The 14,892-nt window shown below is 73.5% G+C and carries 14 protein-coding genes; 6 read left to right on the top strand and 8 right to left on the bottom strand.

The features are described from left to right. Nucleotides 1-159 precede the first annotated feature (159 nt). Complete coding sequence (locus ACFYYT_RS30125) at nt 160-681, bottom strand: MarR family winged helix-turn-helix transcriptional regulator (protein ID WP_351822925.1); 522 nt, start codon at nt 679-681, stop codon at nt 160-162. Nucleotides 682-763: 82 nt separating this feature from the next. Between ACFYYT_RS30125 and ACFYYT_RS30120 the strand changes: the two genes are divergently transcribed. The 3 genes from ACFYYT_RS30120 (at nt 764) to ACFYYT_RS30110 (ending at nt 2,585) form a co-directional block, all read left to right on the top strand. Further along, nucleotides 764-1,165 carry a carboxymuconolactone decarboxylase family protein gene (locus ACFYYT_RS30120; RefSeq protein WP_351822946.1) on the top strand — a complete coding sequence of 134 codons (402 nt, stop codon included), beginning with the start codon at nt 764-766 and terminating at the stop codon, nt 1,163-1,165. Nucleotides 1,166-1,273: 108 nt separating this feature from the next. After that, the gene (locus ACFYYT_RS30115) at nt 1,274-1,924 is read left to right on the top strand and encodes a dihydrofolate reductase family protein (protein ID WP_351822922.1); all 651 of its coding nucleotides are present in this window, start codon (nt 1,274-1,276) and stop codon (nt 1,922-1,924) included. A gap of 46 nt (nt 1,925-1,970) precedes the next feature. After that, nucleotides 1,971-2,585, top strand: coding sequence for a dihydrofolate reductase family protein (locus ACFYYT_RS30110; RefSeq protein ID WP_351822943.1), 615 nt, complete (start codon nt 1,971-1,973; stop codon nt 2,583-2,585). 58 nt (nt 2,586-2,643) lie between these two features. Here the strand turns inward: ACFYYT_RS30110 and ACFYYT_RS30105 are convergent, their stop codons facing one another. Genes ACFYYT_RS30105 through ACFYYT_RS30090 form a run of 4 tightly spaced genes read right to left on the bottom strand, consistent with a single transcriptional unit; the run spans nt 2,644 to nt 8,163 of the window. Then, nucleotides 2,644-3,969 (bottom strand): MFS transporter, encoded by a 1,326-nt coding sequence (locus ACFYYT_RS30105; protein WP_351822919.1) that lies wholly within the window; start codon nt 3,967-3,969, stop codon nt 2,644-2,646. Next, nucleotides 3,966-5,753 (bottom strand): condensation domain-containing protein, encoded by a 1,788-nt coding sequence (locus ACFYYT_RS30100; RefSeq protein WP_351822916.1) that lies wholly within the window; start codon nt 5,751-5,753, stop codon nt 3,966-3,968. Before ACFYYT_RS30100 ends, ACFYYT_RS30105 begins: the two co-directional genes overlap by 4 nt. Next, nucleotides 5,750-7,087, bottom strand: coding sequence for a DUF6271 family protein (locus tag ACFYYT_RS30095; protein ID WP_351822913.1), 1,338 nt, complete (start codon nt 7,085-7,087; stop codon nt 5,750-5,752). Before ACFYYT_RS30095 ends, ACFYYT_RS30100 begins: the two co-directional genes overlap by 4 nt. Beyond that, on the bottom strand, nt 7,069-8,163 hold the full coding sequence (locus ACFYYT_RS30090) for a phytanoyl-CoA dioxygenase family protein (RefSeq protein ID WP_351822910.1): 1,095 nt from the start codon (nt 8,161-8,163) through the stop codon (nt 7,069-7,071). Before ACFYYT_RS30090 ends, ACFYYT_RS30095 begins: the two co-directional genes overlap by 19 nt. Before the next feature lie 534 nt (nt 8,164-8,697). Here ACFYYT_RS30090 and ACFYYT_RS30085 point away from each other — a divergent pair. The 3 genes from ACFYYT_RS30085 (at nt 8,698) to ACFYYT_RS30075 (ending at nt 10,528) form a co-directional block, all read left to right on the top strand. Next, complete coding sequence (locus tag ACFYYT_RS30085) at nt 8,698-9,555, top strand: hypothetical protein (RefSeq protein WP_351822907.1); 858 nt, start codon at nt 8,698-8,700, stop codon at nt 9,553-9,555. A gap of 86 nt (nt 9,556-9,641) precedes the next feature. Further along, nucleotides 9,642-9,872, top strand: a complete 231-nt coding sequence (locus ACFYYT_RS30080) for an acyl carrier protein (RefSeq protein WP_351822904.1) — start codon at nt 9,642-9,644, stop codon at nt 9,870-9,872. Nucleotides 9,873-9,907: 35 nt separating this feature from the next. Further along, entirely contained in the window at nt 9,908-10,528 is a 621-nt protein-coding gene (locus ACFYYT_RS30075; protein ID WP_388609906.1) for a 4'-phosphopantetheinyl transferase family protein, read from the top strand. Between the two features lie 63 nt (nt 10,529-10,591). On the opposite strand, the gene ACFYYT_RS30070 is transcribed toward ACFYYT_RS30075, so the two are convergent. From ACFYYT_RS30070 to ACFYYT_RS30060, 3 genes are all read right to left on the bottom strand, one after another. Next, nucleotides 10,592-11,248 carry a hypothetical protein gene (locus ACFYYT_RS30070; protein ID WP_351822901.1) on the bottom strand — a complete coding sequence of 219 codons (657 nt, stop codon included), beginning with the start codon at nt 11,246-11,248 and terminating at the stop codon, nt 10,592-10,594. A 186-nt stretch (nt 11,249-11,434) separates the two neighbouring features. After that, a complete protein-coding gene (locus ACFYYT_RS30065; protein WP_351822898.1) occupies nt 11,435-12,253 on the bottom strand; it encodes a YceI family protein in 819 nt (272 codons plus the stop codon). Nucleotides 12,254-12,353: 100 nt separating this feature from the next. Then, nucleotides 12,354-14,888 (bottom strand): MFS transporter, encoded by a 2,535-nt coding sequence (locus ACFYYT_RS30060; RefSeq protein ID WP_351822895.1) that lies wholly within the window; start codon nt 14,886-14,888, stop codon nt 12,354-12,356. Nucleotides 14,889-14,892: the final 4 nt, after the last annotated feature.

The following is a 14,892-nucleotide window of genomic DNA, read 5'->3' as shown; positions in this document are numbered from 1 at the left end:
GAACTTCTGGCAGTCCCACCACTGGTACTAAGCCACCAGCGGACACCACACGCACGACAACGCCCGACCGGAACCCCGGCCGGGCGTTCTCGCGTTCCCGCCCATGCGACGGGACTCCTCGCGCCGGGCGATTCGGGCCGCCGCCGCCCGTCACGCCCGTCACGCCCCTCCGAGCCAGCTCGTGGCGTCCAGCCGGTAGGCGGTCTCGGCCGGTACGACGGTGCGCAGCGCGGCCTCCATGTCCCGTACGCGCTCGGCGCCGAGGGCCGCGGCCCACTCGGCGCGCAGCTCGTCGAAGACGGCGGCCGAGCGGGCCAGCGCGTCGTCACCGCGCGGGGTGAGGCGGACGAGCTTGCGGCGGGCGTCGGCGGGGTCGTCGGCGCGCTCGGCGTAGCCGAGGGCGAGGAGGCGGTCCACGGTCTTGCCCGCGGCCTGCTTCGAGACGCCGAGCCGACGCCCGATGTCGCTGGCGGTCGCCCCGCGCGTACCGACGGCCTGCATGGCGAAGCCGTGGGCGGGGCGCAGATGGGGGTGGCCCTCCTCGGCGAGGCGGGCGTGCAGGCGGTCGATCAGGGTGCGGAAGCCGCCGAAGAGGAGGAACGGCAGCTCGTATCCCGGCTCGTACCCCTTGCCGTTATCGACAACCTGGTTTACGTTCTTCTCACCGACATGGTCAACCATGTTGTCCATCCTAAGTCACTCCGGCCCGCCCCATCCCGGCCCGGCCCGTCCCGTCCCGTCTGGAGCTCTCGTGCACACCGACATGACCGCCCGCACCGCCCGCGCCGTCGCCCTCCTGAAGGAGTCCCCGCACACGCTGGACGGCTTCCTGAAGCTGAGCGAGATCTTCGAGTCCACGACCCTGGACCCGCACTCCCGCGAGACCGTCATCCTGACCGTCGCCGCCCGCAACCAGTGCCACCTGTGCGTGGACATGCACGAGGCGAAGCTCGGGTCGCTGGGTCCGGCCCCGGATCCGGACCGGCTGAGGGCCGTACGGGACTTCACCCTCCAGGTGCTCGCCTCGTCGGGCGCGGTGAGCGACGAGGACCTGGGCCGCTTCCAGGCGTCCGGCTTCACGCGCCAGAACGCCCTTGAGGTGGTCCTCGGCATCGGCACGTACACGGTGTCGACGTTCGCGAACCGGCTCACGCGGGCCGCGTGACGCGCGGCCGGCGGCGGGGCGCGGGTGTTCGGCCGGTTCCGGACGCGACGATGAGTTCCGGTGCTCCGGAGAGTCTCACCACCGTTGCCGACAGCACAGGAGGAACACGTGGCTCAGCTACTGAGGGTGCAGAACTTCAACGTCTCGCGCGACGGCATCGGCGCCGGTGCCGCCGAGGACCAGAGCCTGGAGAATCCGTTCGGTCTCCCCGGCGCCGAGAGGCTGTTCGCGTGGGCCGGCGCCACGGCGAGCTGGCCCATGCGCACCGACCCCGGCGGGAGCCGCGGCCTGGACGACTACTTCACGCGGGACTACCCCCGCAACATCGGCGCCGAGATCATGGGCCGCAACAAGTTCGGGCCCCGGCGCGGGCCCTGGGACGGCGAGGAGTGGCGCGGCTGGTGGGGGGACGAGCCCCCGTTCCGCACCCCGGTGTTCGTCATGACCCACCACGAGCGTCCGCCGCTCACGCTCGCCGACACCACGTTCCATTTCGTCGCGGGCGACCCGGCCACGGTCCTGGAGCGGGCGCGGGAGGCGGCGCGGGGCCGGGACGTCCGGCTCGGCGGCGGGGTGAGCACGATCCGGCAGTTCCTCGACGCCGGCCTCGTCGACACGATGCACGTGGCGGTCGCGCCGGTGGAGTTCGGGTCCGGACAGCGGCTCTGGGAGTCCCCCGAGGAACTGCTCGACCGGTTCCACCTGGAGGTCGTGCCCAGCCCGAGCGGCGTGACGCACCACCTGTTCTGGCGAAAGTGAGGGTGGGCGGCCGATGAGTTCCGGCGGTGATCCGGGTCTGCCCTGCATGACCCGGATCATCGCCGACATCTCGCTCTCCCTCGACGGCTTCGTCACCGGCCCCGATCCCCGCCCGGGCAGCGGTCTGGGTACCGGGGGAGAGGCCCTGCACACCTGGGCCTTCTCCGAGGACCCCGACGACCGGCGCTTGGTGCACGAGGCGGCCGTCCGCTCGGGCGCCGTCGTCATGGGGCGCCGCCTCTTCGACCTGGTCGACGGGCCGGACGGCTGGAACGACACCATCGGCTACGGCGCCCGCGAAGCCGCCGAGCCCGCGTTCGTCGTCGTGACGAGCGCACCGCCCCCCTCGGTCCGGCTCACCGGCCTCGACTGGACGTTCGTCACCACTGGCCTGGCCGATGCCGTCGCCGCCGCGCGGGAGCGGGCCGTGGCGGCGTCGAAGGACAGCGGCAGGGAGCTCGACGTCGTCCTCATGGGCGGCGGCGCCACCATCGGCTCGGCCCTCGACGCCGGACTGGTCGACATGCTGTCGCTGCACCTCGCGCCCGTCGTCCTGGGCGCCGGAACGCCCCTGTTCACCGGCGGCACGCCCCGCACGCTGGTGCAGCGGAGCGTGACCGTGACATCGACGGCGACGCACCTGCTCTACGACGTCGCCTGACCCGGCGCCGTGTCGCTGCGCGCCGGACCCGGTACCCGGTCCGGCGCGGCCCGCGAGGTCACGCGCTCGGGTGCCCGGCTCCGCCGGCCACGGCCGGCGCCGCCTTCGGCGGTGCGCCCTCGGGGGCCCGGCCCAGGGCGCGGATCGCGGGGACGCAGAGCATCACGCCGATGCAGAGGACGCCCACGACCGAGGAGAACAGCAGGACCCGGTCCGCCCCGTAGGCGTCGGCCGCCGGGCCGGCCAGGGCGCGGCCCAGGGGGATGACCATGATGGAGCCGGCCACGTCGTACGCCGAGACGCGGCTCAGCACCGCCAGGGGGATGTGGGACTGCACGCTCGTCGCCCACATGACCCCCCAGAACGCGAACCCGCAGCCGGCCACGACCCCGGTGAGCGCCGTCACGGTGAAGGACCAGCCGAGCGCGGGCGCGAGCGGGTTGAGGGCGAAGAAGAACATCGCGCAGGCCCCCGCGACGAGCGGCCGACGGGGCCGGACCCGCATGCCGAGCAGACCGCCGATGATCGTCCCGGCGCCGTCGGCCGAGGCGATCCAGCCGTAGCCGCCGGCCCCGTGCTGTTCGGTGAGCAGCGCCGCGCCGAGCGGGAGGGCCGGGCCGAAGACGAAGAGGCCGTAGACGGCCCAGACGGAGATGACTCCCCACAGCCACGAACGGGACCGGAACTCCTGCCAGCCCGTCGCGAGCCGGTTCCACATGGGCTCGTCGCTCGCGTCCCGGGCGGTGCCGAGCTTGCGCAGCGGCGCCAGGCCCAGCGCGCTCAGCGCGTACGCCGCCGCGATGACGACGAACGACCCCGCCACGTTCCAGTAGGCGACGAGGAGCCCGGCGACACCGGGACCGAGCAGGGTGCAGATCGCCTCGGAGATCCTCAGCAGGGCGTTGGCCCGCTGGATGTCCTCGGCGACCTGGGGCACCAGGCTCGCCAGGCCCGGCTGGAACATGGCGGTGGCGGCGCCGCTGAGCGCCATCAGCGCCATGACGTGCCACAGCCGTACGTCCGTGCCGATCAGCAGCACCGCGAGCGCGAGCATGGCCACCATGCGCACCAGGTCCGCGCCCACCATCATCACCTGGGGGGTGAACCGGTCGGCGAGGACCCCGCCGAACAGCACGAGCACCACGATCGGCGCCATCCACGCGGCCAGCGCGTAGCCGACGCCCGAGGCGCCGTAACCGGCCCCGAGCACGGCGGTCGTCAGCGACACCATCAGCATGCCGTCGCCGAGCAGCGAGGTGCTGCGCGCGGTGAAGAAGAGCCGGAAGCGGCTCGACCGCCACGGGCTGGGCGGCGGGGAGCCCGCCCCCCGCCGCGCCGGTCCCTCGGATCCCGCGAGTCCTTCGGATATCTCGTCCGTCGTCATGTCACATCCGCCGGGGCCCGGCCGGTCCCTTCCCTGAGTATCTGCCGGTGCAGCCACGCGCTGCTCCGGTCCGCCTCCGCCGGCGGGTGCTGGACGATCACGTACCGGCGCGGGGCCAGTACGCCGGGGCGGCCGGGGAGCGCGTCCATCAGTGCGGTGTGCGCCCGCTCCGGGGTGAGCGGGGTGTCCCCGGCGGCGATGTACGCCGTCAGGGCGGCCTCCGCCGGCCCGCTCCCGGGCGGGGAGTCCACGCGGACGTGTACGGGCAGACCCCCCAGGGCCTCGCTCAGCGCCGCCGCCACCAGCGGCGGCGAAGTCCAGGAGCCGTCCACCCGGTGCCATTGCGGGCCGCGTTCGACCGGGCACACCCCCGTCACCGCCGTGAGCGAGGACAGCGGTACGTCCGCCACCGCGGCCGCCTCCAGGAGCCGGACCAGGCCGGTGAGGAACGCCTGTGCCCCCTCGCGGTCGAACAGCGCGGGATCGGCCCACATGCCGAGGTGCACCTGCGGTTCGGTTGCGTAGACGAAGGTCAGCAGGCGGGTCGGCAGGACCTGGTCCGGGCCCCAGCTCAGCTCCGGATCCGCCTCGGCAGGGGCCTCGGCGGGGAGGGGGGAGGCCACGGCCCCCGGGAGCGTGCTCACGTCGTTGAACACGACGTCGCGCGCGAACCGGCTGCCGCGCTCGAAGGTGGCCCTGCCGATCATCTCCCACAGCCCGACCGCGTCGAACTGGCTGTGCCGGTAGGCGTTGAGGGCCGCCCCCCAGGCCTTCTTCAGGAGCGCGTCGAAGGTCGGGACCTGCGTGTCCAGGCAGAGCAGGGCGTCCTGGGACAGGGTGTTGACCGAGCGGGCGAGCCGGGGGTGGTACCGGTTGGAGGTCGGCACGGCGACGACGCACGCGCTCTGCCCCGTACGGTGCGCGACGAGCGCGCACCAGGCGGTCAGCAGCACGGTGGACGGCATCCCGCCGGTGCGCGCGGCCACGCGTGCCAGGGCGCGGGCGGCCCGCCGCGACCGCAGGGTGAGCCGCGGCGCGGGTACCTCGGTGCCCTCGGCGCCCGGCTCCGCGAACATCGCCTGGGGTCCGTCGCGGATGATCCGCTCCCAGTACCGCAGCGAGGCGGCGGACTTGCGCAGACCGGCCGGGGTCGCCTCCTCGGCCGCGAGTTCGAGCGGGGTGAGCGACGTCGGCGCGGGCAGCGCGCCGCCTGCGAGCAGGGTGAGCCACTCCTCCTTCAGGACGGCGAGGGCGCCGATGTCCGTCACGGCGTGGCTCGCCGCCACGGCCAGGAAGACGGGTGCGCCGGAGCGCACCAGCAGGGTCAGGCGCAGCGGGAAGTCCCGGTCCAGCCGGAAGCGTCCGGCGCGGGCCCCTCGGGCCAGCGACTCGGCGTGCGCCGCAAGTTCGCCCGGTTCGCCGGGTCCGCCCGGTTCGCCGAGTGCCTGCGCCTGGTCGGCGAGGGTGAGCGTGAACACTCCCCGGGGCGCCACGACCTGCTCGCGGGGCGCACTGCCCGGGGAGTGCGGGAAGGTGGTGCGCAGCGCCTCATGCCGTACGACGAGGGTGCGCAGGGCGTCGACCACCGCGTCCGTCCGGGTCCCCTCCGGCACCGGCCACACGTCGTGGATGTTGATGTGGTCCGGCTCGTCCCGCAGCATGCAGCGGATCATGTTGGCCTGCCCCATGGTGACGGGGCCCCGGCGCCGCGTGCCGCCCTCGTACACGACGGACAGGACCTGGGGGTGCGCGGCGGCCGGGTGCGGGGCGCGGGTGCGGCTCACGCCGTGCACCCCGCGGACTCCCGCAGCGGCGGTCCCGGCCGGTGGTGCGTGCGGCCGGCGCGGGTCATTCCCGGCCAGGCGTCGGCGAGGAGGGCGAAGTCCTCCATGTCCCGGCGGACCTCGTCGAGGAGTTCCCCGCGGCGCGCGGCGAGGACGTCCGCCGCCTCGGCGTAGCGGCCGCCCAGCGTCCGGTACGAGCGGTCGAGGACGTCGAGCCGTGCGGCGCCCCGGGCCCGGTCCACGCGGGCGCCGTCCCGGACGCATCGGGCCACGGCTTCGGGCCGGATCCGGCCCGAGGTGTCGAGCAGGCCGTCACCGGCCGCCCTCGTCGCGGCGTACACGGCGTCGAAGTGCGGCCCGGCGAGGAGGAACTTCGCGAACCGCAGGTGGTAGGCGAGGAAACCCGCGTCGGAACGCCGTTCGTCGGTGTGGTAATTGACGATGTGCCGGTTGTGCAGGACACCGGGCAGTTTCGCGTCGTGGATCAGGTGGATGAGGAAGTAGTCGCTGCCGATGGTGTCGGTGGCGGGAGGCAGCGGGACCCGGCCGTAGACCTCGCGGTCGAAGGCGATGTTGCACATGTCCACCCGCATCGGGCTGACGCTCGTCAGGGTGGTGAGGTCGGCGGTGAACGCAGCTGACCCGGCGCCCCGGAAGGACTGCGCGATCAGGTTCTTCCGCCAGATCTCCGGGTAGCCGTCGGGCACCGAGAGGCCGATGACGTCCTCGTACACGGCCGGGTCCAGACGCCGGATCTCCTCGACGTCCACGGACATCTCGCCGACGAAGGAGCCGCCGACCAGCGAAACCGGCCGCTGCGCGCAGGCGGGGTCGAGCCTGCTCCGCGTCACCTGGCCGGACACGTCGGCGGCCCGCAGCCCGAGGGCCGCCAGCTCGTGGTGGAGGGGGAAGACGGGCTCCCCGTCCAGGTACTGGTAGCGGCTGTCCGAGTCCCGGCGGTGGACGGACGCGCAGCCCAGGGCCTCCGCGAGGAGGAACGCGCGGTTGGTGCAGGCGCCGTAGGAGACGCGCGACGGCAGCATCAGGTCGAGCAGCCGTTCGGGCGCGGCGGCGCCGGACCCGTCGATCACCTCGCGCAGGAAGGTCCGTTGTCCGTCCTCGTCGAAGTGGTGCACGACCACCCCGGGGGCGGCGGGCAGCGCGGCCACCGCGGCCCGGTGCCCGGCGAGCACCGGGGCGTCGGAGGAGTCGAGGACGAGGAGGTGCACCTCGACGCCGAACCGGCGGGCGCCGTCGGCGGCCTCATCGGCCACGGCCCGGATGGTCTCGGCGCACGACCGGTTGGTGGGGAGGGTCAGACAGACACGGCGCACGCCGGCTCCCCGCTCTGGCCGGTGGCGGCGTCCGCCCCGGGTGCCGGGTCGTGCCAGGAGGTGAGTCCGAGGAGGCGGCTGCCCAGCTCGTTCAGGGTGGCCGTCGGGTACCGCTTGGACTCGTGCAGTACGGGGTCGCCGACCAGGGTCCGGTTCCAGCGCGGGGTCCGCAGGTGCCGCCAGGCGTCGACGCGGGAACGCCGCAGCCGCTCGTGCTCTTCCAGGGCCGGCATCATCGACAGGTACTGGACCGCCCGCACCTGGTCCCGGGAGACGTTGCGCGCCACGCCGTGGGCGAGCAGGCCGTTCCAGATCAGCAGGTCGCCGGGGCGCAGGTCGGGGCGGACGACGGGGTATTCGGTCCGGTCCACGTCGGGGCGCAGGGGGTCGCGGTCGGCGGGCCGGCCGATCTTCCACTCCTCGAACCGCCGGAACAGCTCCGGGTTGCACTGGAAGCCGCCCGACTCCGGCCGGGTGTCGTTGAGCGCGATGATCCCCTGTACCCGCTGCGGCGGAACGCCGAGCGTGGTGTCGATGTCCCAGTGCAGGTCGATGTCGAAGCCGCGGTCCGTGGGTTCGATCAGGGCGCGGTCGCGGTTCTTGATGTTGGGCGGGTTGAGGTTGAGCCGGTCCTGGGTGACCCACAGCTCCTCGACGTCCCACACGTCAACGAAGGCGTCGTACACGCGCTGGGCCTGCCGGTTGTCCCAGAGCAGCTGGTGGTGGTACGCCTCGACGAAGCCGTAGACGTGCAGCTGCCGGTCGAGCTCGGAGCGCAGCGGCCGGTCCTCGTACCAGCTCTCGGGCCGGTCCGGGTCGAGGCCCTGGAACTCCCAGGCGAAGTCGAGGAGGCGGCGGGCCGCCTCGGGCGGGACCGCCTCCCGGACGATGACGTAGCCGTACGTCTGCCAGTGGGCGAAGTCCTCTTCGGACAGCACCCTCAGCGGGCGCGACTTCTTCAGCTCCCGCAGGGTGCTCTGGGCGAGGTAGGACTCGCCGTCCGCGCTGAAGTACGGCAGGTCCGAGGCGGCCCGGTGCAGACGGGGGCGGGGGCGGCGGGGAGCGGGTGTCGTCATGTGGTCCCTCCAGAACGGGAGTCGGCCGACGGGGGCGGCACGGGGCGCGCCCCGGCGCGGGGCGGACGGCAGAGGGCGTGGACCGGCAGCGGGCGTGGCCGGCCGAGGGCATGGACGGATGGGGCATGGACCGGTGGGGCCCACACCGTGGCGCGGTTGCGATGGCGACGCCATGCAGCAGAATTGGTTTAGACCATAACTGCTGTCAAGTGGCATCTCAATATGCGGCGTTGTATCGGCCAACGACTTTCGGACACCGTCCGGATGTACCCGTAACGGGTCAGGTTTGGTCTAGACAATAGGCGCGCGAGCGGCTTACTGTCCCCATGCGCAGTCCGGTCCTTGATGGGACATCAGCCGACTTCTCCGCCGCCGCCACGGCGGCCACCGCTGCGCACGCGTCGCGGTCGACGCTGACCACCCGCACGGACGGTCGCGCGTCCTGAGGACCCGTGGAAGCACGCGGAGCCCACCGCGACGAGCCCGCGCCGCATTCCTTCCGCCCATCCGGCCGACCCAGAGAGAGCGGTTTCCATGAGCACATCCAGCACCACGGCCCTGCCGGACGGCGGCCTCAAGAGCCCGGGGGCGGGCCTGATCACGCTGGACCCGGTCCGCACCGCCCTCCTGCACGGACTGGACGACCTGCTCACGGGGCTGGCCGCACGGCTCGGCGCGCCCGAGGTCGTCGGTCCGCCCCTGCTGTCCGTGGAGGGGCTGGCCCGGCTCGACTTCTTCCGCAACTTCCCCCATCTCGGCGTCTCCGCCGGCCGCTTCACCCCCGACGCCCTCGACGGGTTGGCCGCCGGCGAGGCACCGGGAGAGCTGCCCCTGCGCCCGACCGGCTACCTGCTCCCCTCCGCCACCTGCTACGGACTGCTGCTCTCCCTGGAGGGCAGGGACGTCGGCGAGGGGGGTCTGCGCCTCTCCGCCGCCGGCCGCTGCTTCCGCAACGAGACCCATTACGACGGACTGCGCCGCCTGTGGGGCTTCCACATGCGCGAGGTCCTCTACCTCGGCACCAAGCAGGGCGCGGTCGAGCACCTCGAACACGGAGCCGAGTTCATCCTGGAAGCCGCCGCACTCCTCGGACTGGAACTGACCAGGGCGGTGGCCGACGACCCGTTCTACGACAAGGGCGGCTCCCGGGCCCGGCTGATGGCCCTGGACCCGGTCAAGCACGAGTTCTCCGCCCCCGACGGCACGGCCATCGCCTCCGTCAACCGGCACCGCAACTTCTTCGGCGAGCGGCTGGACATCCGCGCGGGCTCGGAGGGACCGGCGTACAGCGCCTGCGTCGCCTTCGGCGTCGAGCGCTGGGTCCACGCGATGATCCTCGCCCACGGCAGCCCCGAGCAGGCCCTGGACCGGCTCCGCGCCGCCCGGCCCTGACACTCCGTCCGCACCCGCCGCACCCGCCGCATCCCCGCACCCGCCCCCGCACCCCTACGTACCCGCGACAAGGAGCGACCCTCCCCATGGAACGCATCACCACGTGGCTGCACGAGAAGAACCCCGGGCTCGACGGCCCCATCGACGCCGACGAGGACCTCATCGAGGCGCGCCTCATCGACTCGATGGACTTCCTGGAGTTCATCGACCTCCTGGAGGAGCTCTCCGGCAGCTCCATCGACCTCCAGGAGGTCACCATCGACGACTTCCGCACCCTCGGCCACGTCCAGAAGCGCTTCCTGAGCGCCACCCCCTGAACACCGGCCCGGCCGCGACGACGGCCCTCGCGGTCGTGGCGACCACCCGGGAAGTCCTGGCCCGCCGCGAGCTGCACCAGGGGCTGCTCGAACCCTGGGAACACGAACGGCTCGCCGCGGTCAAGGTGCCGGGCCGGCGCGACGACGTACTGGCGTCCCGGCTGCTCCTGCGGCTGTGCGTCGCCCGCCACACCGGCCTGCCCCTGAGCGCCTGCGCCCCGGCGCAGCGGTGCCCCGGGTGCGGGCGGGCCGGGCACGGGCGTCCGTACCTGCGCGGTCACCCGGGAGTGGGGCTCAGCCTGAGCCACGCCGACGGCCTGGTCGCCGCGGCCGTCGGCCCCGGCGCCATCGGCATCGACGTCGAGCCCGCCGCCCGCCGCCCCGGCCCCCTGCGGGTGCTGCGCCGCCTGCTGCCCGAAGCGGACCTCCGCGAAGCCGCCGCCCTGCCCGATCCCGGCCCGGCGCTGCTGCGGCTGTGGGTCCGCCGGGAGGCCCTGCTGAAGGCGGACCACCCGGGCCCGCGCCTCCTGGAGTGGGCGGACCCCGAGCGCTCGGCCGTGGCGGCCGTGGCCTGCGCCGGTCCCGTCACGGTCCTGGCGCCCGGCGCCGCCGCACCCGCCGGGAGGCCGGGCGACCCGCACGGGGCGGCCCTGTGACCCTCGCGGTGCCGGGGCCCGGCGAAGGCCGCCCGCACCCCCGTCCCCGCCCGGGCGCGGGGATCACCGGGCGGCGGGCGGCGGCAGCAGGTCGGCGTGCCGCACGGTGTACCCGCCCCGGGTGACGGGAGCGTACGGAGCCGGGGCCATGCAGGTGCCGACCTCGGCCTCGGGCGGTTCGCCGGCACCGCCCGGCAGCAGGTTCACCCCGTTCCACGAGAACCCCACCCGGTCCTCGGAGTGGCCCCCGTCCGGGCCGCCGTCGTAGACGCTGAACCCGATCCGCTTGCCGAGCCAGGGCGGGCCGCCGGGGCTGACCTCGGTGAAGACGGCGGTCAGCGTCGCGGTGTGCGGGCCGGTGACCAGGCAGTCCACCCGGCCCACCGCCGTGTAGGTGCGCTTGTCCCGGTCCGAGTAGTGGGAGACCTTCACCGTGCCGCGGGCGTCGCTGGGCAGGCCGGTGGGAATCCCCGGAAGGGGATTGCTGTACGGCGCGGCCTGCGCGTCGAAGGTGAACGAGCGCACGTCACGGTCCTTGACGTACGGGAGCACGAACTCCGCGCTCCCGGTCACCCTCGCGTAGGCCGGTCTCGCCTGCGGTCCGCCGTCCGCGCCGCCCCCGGCGCCGGCCGAGGCGGCCGACGCCGTGCTCACGGTGCCCATCACGACGAGCGCCGCCAGGGCGGCCACGGGTGCCTTGTAACGCGATGCTGAACGCACTTGATTCTCCTGCGAGTTGAGCCGCCATCAGCAGCGGCCGTGCAAGAGCCATCGTTCGTCACGGACGGCCCCGGCCCATCCGCCTGGAGTAGCGACCGCGCTTTGCGCCCCTCACCCCCAGGTCGCCCCGCGCATGGGCCGCAGGTCGTACGCGGGCGCCGCCCGCCCCGGCGGCCGGGGGAGCGCTCACTGCGGCAGCGACACCCCCTGCACCGCCTGGATGTCCAGTTCCACCTTGACGGTGGTGCCGATGGCGGCGATGCCCGCCTGGACCACCTGGTTGTAGTTCATGGCGAAGTCCTCGCGGCGCAGCTCCGCCCCGGCGCGGAAGGCGGCCCGCGTCCCGCCCCAGGGGTCGGCCCCGGTGCCGAGGTAGGCGAGGTCGAGGTCGACGGGGCGGACGACCCCGCGCAGGGTGAGGTCGCCGTGCACGGTCCAGCGGTCGGGGCCGGCGGGGGTCAGCCCCGTCGAGCGGTAGGTGATCTCCGGGTACGTTTCCACGTCCAGGAAGTCCGCCGACTTCAGGTGGCCGTCCCGCATCGCGTTGCCGGTGTCCATGGAGGCGGAGGTGATCACCGCCTCGACGCGGGACGCGGAAACCTCCCCGGCGGCGATGTCGATCCGCCCGGCGAACTCGGTGAAGCGCCCGTGCACGCTGGAGATGCCCAGGTGCTGGGCGACGGCGCCCACGGAGGAGTGGGCCGGGTCGATCGTCCAGGGGCCGGGCGGGGGCAGTTCGCCGCCGCCCTGGCGGGCGAGGACCACGTTCCCCACCTCGGCGCGTCCGCTCGCCGTCACCAGCGCGCTGGACGCGGTGGGCGCGTAGCCGACCGCCGTGACGATCACGGTGTACGCCCCCGGAGCCAGCGCGGTCGCGTCGCGCACGACGCCCTCGCCGTCGGCTTCGGCGCGCACGACCTGCGTGCCCGTCGTGTCGGTCACCGTGACGACCGCGTGCGATACGGCCCATCCGTCACGCGTGCGGATCCGTGCGGTCAGTCCCATCCCGTTGTCTCCCTGCGAAGCTTTTCGATGATCGTTTCGAAGTCGAACGGCCCGTGGGGCGCGCGCCGTCCGGGGCGCGCCCCACGGGCCGGAGGGGCTGCTACTCGCCGGGGTGGGCGAGTGCGATGTCGTGTCCGTCGACGCCCGGACCGTCCAGGGTCAGCGTCGTGGCCACCGGCGGGTACCCCGTCGCGATGACGGTGTACTGGCCGCCGCCCAGGTCGGCGAAGGCGTACGCGCCGTCCGGGCCGGTCCTGGCCGTGCCGACGACGTTCCCGGCGGCGTCGACGAGGGTGACCCGCGCGTCGCCGAGCGGCCCGGCCGGCGCCCGTACGACGCCCTGGACCCGCGCGCCCGCGCTGAGTTCGACCTCGACGCGGGTGACGCCGGTGCCGCCGACCTCGACGGGCAGCGCCGCCGGACGGTGGGCGGGGGCGTTCACCGCGACGGTCACGGACCCCGGGACCAGGTCGCCGAAGGCGCACTCGCCCTGCGGGCCGGTGGTCGCGGTGGCCAGGACCTCACCGCGCACGTCGGTGACGATGACCATCGCCTCCTCGACGGGCGCGCCGGTCCCGGCGGCCCGTACGAGGACGTTCAGGCCGCTGGTCCCGCTGAGCAGGATGTCGTAGGCGAGGGGCTCGCCGTTGACGACGATCGTCGAGGCCTGCGGCTGGAAGCCGTCGGCGGAGGCGATCAGGACGTACGAGCCGGTGCCCGGCGCCTCGACCGCGTACGAGCCGTCGGCCTGCGCGACCGACCGGCCGAGCTGGCGTCCCGCGAGGGAGATCAGCGTCACCGCGGCCTGCGGTACGGGCGCGTTCTCGGCGCCGCGCACGTGGCCGCGCACCGGAGTACCACCGTTCATGGAGCCGGACCCTTCGTTCGTGGCCGTGGCCGTGGCCGTGGCCGTGGTCTGGGTGACGGCGGCGGTCCGCTGGGTTCCCGCCCCTTCGCGGTCGTCCCGTCCGGCGTCGCTTCCGGTCGCCGCCCTGGCCTGCGGGACGGCGGCGGCAGCGGTCACGGCGGACTGGTCCGATTCCGCGGACGGCGCCAGACCGCCCGAGGTCCGCAGCGGGACCTCCTTGATGAAGATCGTGACGAGGAAGGCGATCAGCGCCAGCGGCGCGGCGATCAGGAAGACGTCCGCGATGCCGTGGCCGTAGGCGCTCTCCATCACGGTGCGCAGCGGCGCGGGCAGGCTGTTCATGTCGGGGATGCTGCTGCCCGAGCTCGAAGCGGCCGCGGCGGCCTGGTACTTCGGGTCGAGGGTGGCGAGTCCGTCCTTGGCGTAGCCGGTGATCCGGTTGGCCATGACCGCGCCGAGCGCGGAGACGCCGATCGCGCCGCCGAGGGAACGGAAGAACGTCACCGTGGAGCTGGCCGAGCCGAGGTCGGAGGGTGCCACCTGGTTCTGCGTGCACAGCACCAGGTTCTGCATCATCATGCCGATGCCGAGGCCCAGGAGCGCCATGAAGACCGCGATGTGCCAGTACTCGGTGTCGTAGCGGATCGTGCCGAGCAGGCCCAGTCCGGCGGTCACCAGCACGCCGCCGCTGAGCAGCCACGCCTTCCAGCGGCCGGTCTTGGTGATGACCTGGCCGGAGACGGTCGACGAGATGAACAGGCCGCCGATCATCGGGATGGTCATGACGCCCGACATGGTCGGGGACTTGTCGCGGGCCAGCTGGAAGTACTGGCTGAAGAAGACCGTGCCGGTGAACATCGCGACGCCGACGAAGAGCGAGGCGATCGAGGACAGGGCGATGGTGCGGTTGCGGAAGAGGCGCAGCGGGATGATGGGCTCGCTGGCCCTGCTCTCGATGAGCAGGAACAAGAGGCCGAGCACGATCGATCCGCCGACCATGGCAGCGGTCTGCCAGGACATCCAGTCGTACTTGTCCCCGGCGAAGGTGACCCAGACCAGCAGCAGCGAGACCGAGGCCGAGATGAAGAAGGCCCCGCCCCAGTCGACCTTGACCTCACGCTTGACGACGGGCAGGTGGAGGGTCTTCTGGAGGACGACCAGCGCGATGATCGCGAAGGGCACGCCGACGTAGAAGCACCAGCGCCAGCCGAGCCAGTCCGTGTCGGTGATGACCCCGCCCAGCAGCGGGCCGCCGACGGTGGCGACGGCGAACACGGCGCCGAGGTAGCCGGAGTAGCGCCCGCGCTCGCGCGGGGAGATCATCGCGGCCATCACGATCTGCGCGAGGGCCGAGAGGCCGCCCACGCCGATGCCCTGCACGACGCGGCAAGCGATCAGCATCCCGGCGTTCTGCGAGAGACCGGCCGCGGCCGAGCCGAGGACGTAGATGACCAGGGCGATCTGGACGAGCGCCTTCTTGCTGTACAGATCGGACAGCTTGCCCCACAGGGGCGTGGTCGCGGTCATGGAGAGCAGGGCGGCCGTGACGACCCAGGTGTAGGCGGACTGTCCGCCGCCCAGGTCGCCGATGATGTGGGGCAGCGCGTTGGAGACGATCGTGGAGGACAGGATCGCGACGAACATGCCGAGCAGCAGCCCGGAGAGGGCTTCCATGATCTGCCGGTGGGTCATCGGCGCGGCGGTGTCGCCGCCGCCTCCGTGCTTGGCGTGTGAGCCCCGCACACCGGTTGGTGTGGTCGTTGTCATGGGC

The sequence above is a fragment of the Streptomyces sp. NPDC002032 genome, from assembly GCF_042890765.1.
Classification (GTDB): domain Bacteria; phylum Actinomycetota; class Actinomycetes; order Streptomycetales; family Streptomycetaceae; genus Streptomyces.
This window is presented reverse-complemented; position numbering and strand designations above follow the sequence as displayed.